The following is a 4,882-nucleotide window of genomic DNA, read 5'->3' as shown; positions in this document are numbered from 1 at the left end:
AGGAAGAACTGCTTAAAAAATTCAAAAAACGGCTTGGCGTAGGCGGCACCCTGAAATCCGGCGTGCTGGAATTGCAGGGCGACCACAGGGCGGTTGTAAAAACCGAGCTGGAAGCAGCCGGCTACAAAGTGCGCCTCATCGCTTGAAAACCGGCTGAAACCCCGCGCGTCAAAAATCATATGACCGGAAATCCGGCTATCAGGTTGAAACGAAAGCCAAACTTCTTTCTCCTGTTGCGGTATCTGTCCGATATTATCGGGTGAATTTTCAAACAACCGGCCTCCGCAAAGTTTCTCCTCAAATTAAGTCATAAAACCTTGACTTCAAGTGGTTTCTCGACGAGAAACCACTTGAAAAACCCACATGAAATTGCGCTTAACTCAAGTTTTGCGGCGGGCCGTTTCATGATTATCGTTTCATTTTTCGGGAACAGGCCAGAGAAACCGGCCGGTTTTAAAAAACGCCTCGAGCTGCTGCGCGCTCTGCCGCGCTTTGCGCTCAACCGCTTCGGCGGTATTGAAAGCGTTGTGGGGGGTAAAAATGACATTTTCCAGCGCGGCCAGCTCAAATGCCGCGGCGGCTTCCGCGCTGTCCGGCCTGCGGCCGGCGCGCAAAGCTGCGCCCAGCTCGGCTTCTTCATTATATACATCAAGTCCGACCGCGCCGAGCGTGCCGTCCGCAACTAACGCCACCAGCTCCTCGCAAGGCGACAGTTCGCCCCGCGCCACGTTCACAAATACCGTTCCCTTTTTCGCGCCGGCAAGGGTTCTCCTGTTGAAAAGGCCCCCGTTAAACGGAGTGAGGTTCATGGAAACAACGATGATGTCGGCCCATTTTATGCCTTCGGCAAGAGGAGTGTACTCCACATCGGCGAATTTCCGCACAGGATCAACGCCCTTTACGTTCATGCCAAGCCCCCGGCCAACCGCGCAGAGTTCCGAGCCGATATTGCCGACTCCGCAGACCAGAAGATTTTTTCCGGCGGTTTCCCGCCCGGTGATGCCGTCGCGGTTGAACGACCGGAAGTGAGCGGTCTGACAGGGCAGTTTTCTCAAAAGCGCCAGCCATAAAAGCAACGCCTGTTCCGCCACGGCGCGCGCGCAGTAATGCGGCAGGTACCCGCAAACGACAGGTTCGGAAACGGAGTCCAGATAGCGGCGCATGGTGTCATAACCGGTAGTACGGCTCAGTATCGCGCGCAGGCCGCCCGACCAGCCGGGCGGTATGGCCGACTGTGTCCGCACGCTGATGACAGAAGCGGGCGGAGCCGCAGGCTCCGGCGTTTCACCCGCGGCACGCGAAGTGAACCCCGCGCGCAGGCCGGGCGGCAGACAACGCGCCAGCGCCGCGCGCTCCTCCTCAAACGCCTCATAAAAATAAACGTCAAGATCCGGCATGGTGTTAAAATCCCGTTCCTTGCAGGCGCGGCATTACTGTTTGCCGCCGCAGGTCGGGCATGACCCTGCTGACCGGTTTTTCCGGGCGGCTTCCCGCATCTGCCGGTATTGAGGATTCTTAGCAATCAAATCCAGAAAAAAACCGTACTCGCCGTAGGGCTCAAGCGCGAAAAATCTGTCAAACCCGAGCCGGAACGCCGATTCCATGCTGTGCAGCGCACGGTTCGCGTCTTTAAGACAATACGCCTGATAGGCGGCCGTGGCGGCATAGGCCTGCCCTTCATTGTGAAAATTCTTTATCAGCACCGGCACGACCAGGCTGGCTGTTTCGCAGCGGTTGGCGCGCATGAGGCTTAAAACCGCCCGGCAGTCAGCCTCGACCGGCGCGGCGTATCGCCGCACGCTTCGTTCGTAAATATCGGCCGCCCTGCCGTATTGACCGGATTCATAAAGCAAATCCGCCAGTTTCACCGCCGCTTCATAATCGTCGGGCCGGGCATCCGCATATCTGGCGTATAGGCCGGCCGCGGTGGCGCTGTCGCCCAAAGCGGAATACAGATCCGCGGCAAGCGCAAGTGCGTCCGTCACGCCGCGATCCGCCGCCTGCGCGCAATCCGCCAGCGCCGCCCGGGACTGGCGCATATAAACCTGAGCGCGGCAGCGGCCCAGATAGGCCCGGCCCGCCTTGTCCGGCGCGGCGGTTATCACGGTGGAAAATTCGCGCACCGCGCCGGCCTGATCGTTCACGGCGAACAGGGCTTCGCCCAGCCTGATGCGGCTCTCCGCCGCTTCGCCGTTAACCGCCACGGCCATGCGGTATACCCGCACGGCATCGGCCGCGCGGCCGGCGGAAAGAAAAGCCCGGCCCAGTTCATCCAGCGTTTCGATGGAACGGGCGTTCCGGGCGGCCGCCTTGTCAACATCGGCAAGCGCTTTGTTAAAAAGTTTCATGCGCGCATAGGCTCTGGCGCGCAGATTATAGGCGGGTCCGGCGGACCGGGGATCCGCTTCTATCGCGGCGGTGAAATCCTCAATGGCAGGGGTATAGCGGCCTGCGTCAAGGCTGATCAGCCCGCGCGCGGCAAGCGCGCCCGGATGACGGGGATGTTCGCTTAGAATTTTATCGTACAGTCTGGCTGCTTTGACCGGATCTTTTTCATTCCGCGCGTTTTCAAAAAGCGAACTTTCTTTTTTGCCGCAGCCGGCAAACAACATGGCAAACAACATGATAAACACCGCGATATTGCGCATATCATTTTATAGTATTTTTTGCGCCCGGTATAAAGCGCGTGACTATTTTAGGTAGAATATAGCGATGACATCCGGCCTGAAAAGGAATCTCGCGTTCACATGGCTTGCGGCGTTTTTCTGCGCGGCGGCTGCACAGGCACAGCCCGCATCGCTGGAGGGACTGCCGGTAACCGCGATCAATATCACCGAAACCAGAGTCAGCAGCGCGACCATCCTCTCGCGCATTCCGCTTAAACCCGGCGAACCCTGGAGCGCGGAAATGCAGGCTAAAACACGCCGGGAACTGCACCGGATGGGCATATTCCGCACGCTTGAAGTGTCGGAAAGATACGATGAAACGGCCGGTGGCGTGGCTGTTGATATCAAAGCCACGGACGGCTGGTACATCCTGCCGATCCCGCTGTTCACATCCGGCAACAGCGGCAGCAAATTCAGCCTGACAGTTTTGTCCGGCAATTTCTTCCGCCGGTCCGAAACGGTGATCCTGAGCGGCAGCATAGGACGCGACACGGCCGCGCTTGGCGGCGGCTTGAAACTGGGCGACTATTTTATCGGAGCCGGCGCCGGGCGCGACAACGACAGCGAAAGTTTCTACTCCGACGGGGCGTACAACACCTTCTCCGCCCGGCTGAAGCCGGAAAAGTTCGGAGAGCCGGTCAACACTTATAACAGGAAAAAAGAACACTGGAGCCTGTCGGTAAACCGGGAACTGGACACCCGTATGCAGTTCGGCCTTTCTTTCTCGCAGGCGCAGTACTCGTTCAGCGACGCGACGGCATATCCGCCCGCGCAATCCGGGCTTTACAACACCGTAGGGGCGCGCTGCGCGTACACGCTGGAACGGGGGGGCGGATTATCAAGATCCGCCGGCTCGTTCGGCGCGATTTTCGGGCTGGGCCTGTCCGATCTCAATGAAAGAATAACGCCACGCGCCGAAACGGGCAGCGCGCATACCTTCGAAATCCGGGGCCAGCGGGCAGGCGGTTTCACCGGTTCGACAAATGATTTTTCCCTGCTTCAGATAGCGGTTCACAACAGCTGGGAATTCATTGAACATGACCGGCTGTCCGTCAATCTTGCGGCCGCAAAGGGCTGGACGCTCCCGTTCACTCAGCTGATCCCCACCGGCCCGGCTATAGGCCTGGCGGGCCAGTATTCACGCGAATGGAGAGGCGAGCAGGGCGCAGGCGCGACAGCCTCGTTTACGCACCTGTTAAGCCGGTCAAAAAGAGGGCAGCTGGTGGCGGAACCGTTTTTTTCGCAGGCCTGGGTATGGAACAAAGATACCCGTTATCCGCAAACCGGAGCCGGCCTGAATTTTTATTACAAATTCTGGCGATTTCCGCTGCCGCTGGGCATAGGCGTCACCTACAGCCTGCAGGACTGCGACATCACAACGTCTTTCTCGGCCGGCATGGGATTCGGGAAAGACAGAACCCGTTGAACGCGCCCGCAAAATATTACATAATAAAGCTACAGTGTCACGGCTTTCTGCTTCGTTACTGAAATTTCCGTTTATCGCGGGACTGTTTGTCTCAGTCGCCACGGGTTTTTGTTTTGCCCGGAATTCAACCGACAACCTGCTTGCAGCGCGGGGCGCGAGAAACGGCGCCTACACTGTGGTTTCGGGAACGATGCAGACCACGTTCGGGCTGAGAATACCGAAATCCGAAGAGGCGATAAGCCCGAAATCCTTTCCGCAGGCAACCGCAGCGGCGCTTTCCGCAAACATGTCCGATCTGGTGCTGGCGGAAACGGAAAACGGCATCACCGTTTATAAAACCGATACCGGGCTTAAATCCCACACAATAGATCCGCTCGCGCTCGGCATAAAGGCTGTGCGCCTTTCGCCCGGCGACTGGCTGCTCGCTTCCGGCGAAAATAACGGCACCATAAAATTCTGGCGGTTTATGGACGGGGAATTCCTGGCCGAAGCGGCCAAACTGGAAGCTGCGCCCGTCGCGATCGAATTTTCACAATACGGCAATTATGCCGCCTTTCTGTCAAAAAAAGGCGAGCTCGCCATGTTCGATTTCAGGAAACAGCGCCTGCTCTGGACAAAGACACTGGATTTCCCGGCGGCCAGCATTATGTTCTCGCCCGATGAAAAACGAATTTTGATCGGCTCGCAGGGCTGGCTCGCTTCCGTCTCCATAGACGGCCTGACAGTACAGCCTCAATACATGAAGATACCCCTAGACAGCCTGATAACCGCGCTGGGATTTGATCCTACC

The 4,882-nt window shown here is 57.9% G+C and carries 4 protein-coding genes; 2 read left to right on the top strand and 2 right to left on the bottom strand.

The window, feature by feature from the left end; genetic code table 11:
- Positions 1-416 precede the first annotated feature (416 nt).
- Positions 417-1,397 carry an NAD(P)-dependent oxidoreductase gene (locus PHW69_09835; GenBank protein ID MDD4005482.1) on the bottom strand — a complete coding sequence of 327 codons (981 nt, stop codon included), beginning with the start codon at positions 1,395-1,397 and terminating at the stop codon, positions 417-419.
- 33 nt (positions 1,398-1,430) lie between these two features.
- Positions 1,431-2,648, bottom strand: a complete 1,218-nt coding sequence (locus PHW69_09830) for a tetratricopeptide repeat protein (protein ID MDD4005481.1) — start codon at positions 2,646-2,648, stop codon at positions 1,431-1,433.
- 64 nt (positions 2,649-2,712) lie between these two features.
- Here PHW69_09830 and PHW69_09825 point away from each other — a divergent pair, with 64 nt between their 5' ends.
- Together PHW69_09825 and PHW69_09820 are read left to right on the top strand one after the other, a co-directional pair.
- A complete protein-coding gene (locus tag PHW69_09825) occupies positions 2,713-4,092 on the top strand; it encodes a hypothetical protein (GenBank protein ID MDD4005480.1) in 1,380 nt (459 codons plus the stop codon).
- Between the two features lie 34 nt (positions 4,093-4,126).
- On the top strand, positions 4,127-4,882 hold a 756-nt coding region (locus PHW69_09820; protein ID MDD4005479.1), incomplete at its 3' end, for a WD40 repeat domain-containing protein.

The sequence above is a fragment of the Elusimicrobiaceae bacterium genome (assembly GCA_028700325.1).
Taxonomy (GTDB): Bacteria; Elusimicrobiota; Elusimicrobia; order Elusimicrobiales; family Elusimicrobiaceae; genus JAQVSV01.
Note: the sequence above shows the minus strand (reverse complement) of the source record. Positions and strands in the feature narration are given on the sequence as shown.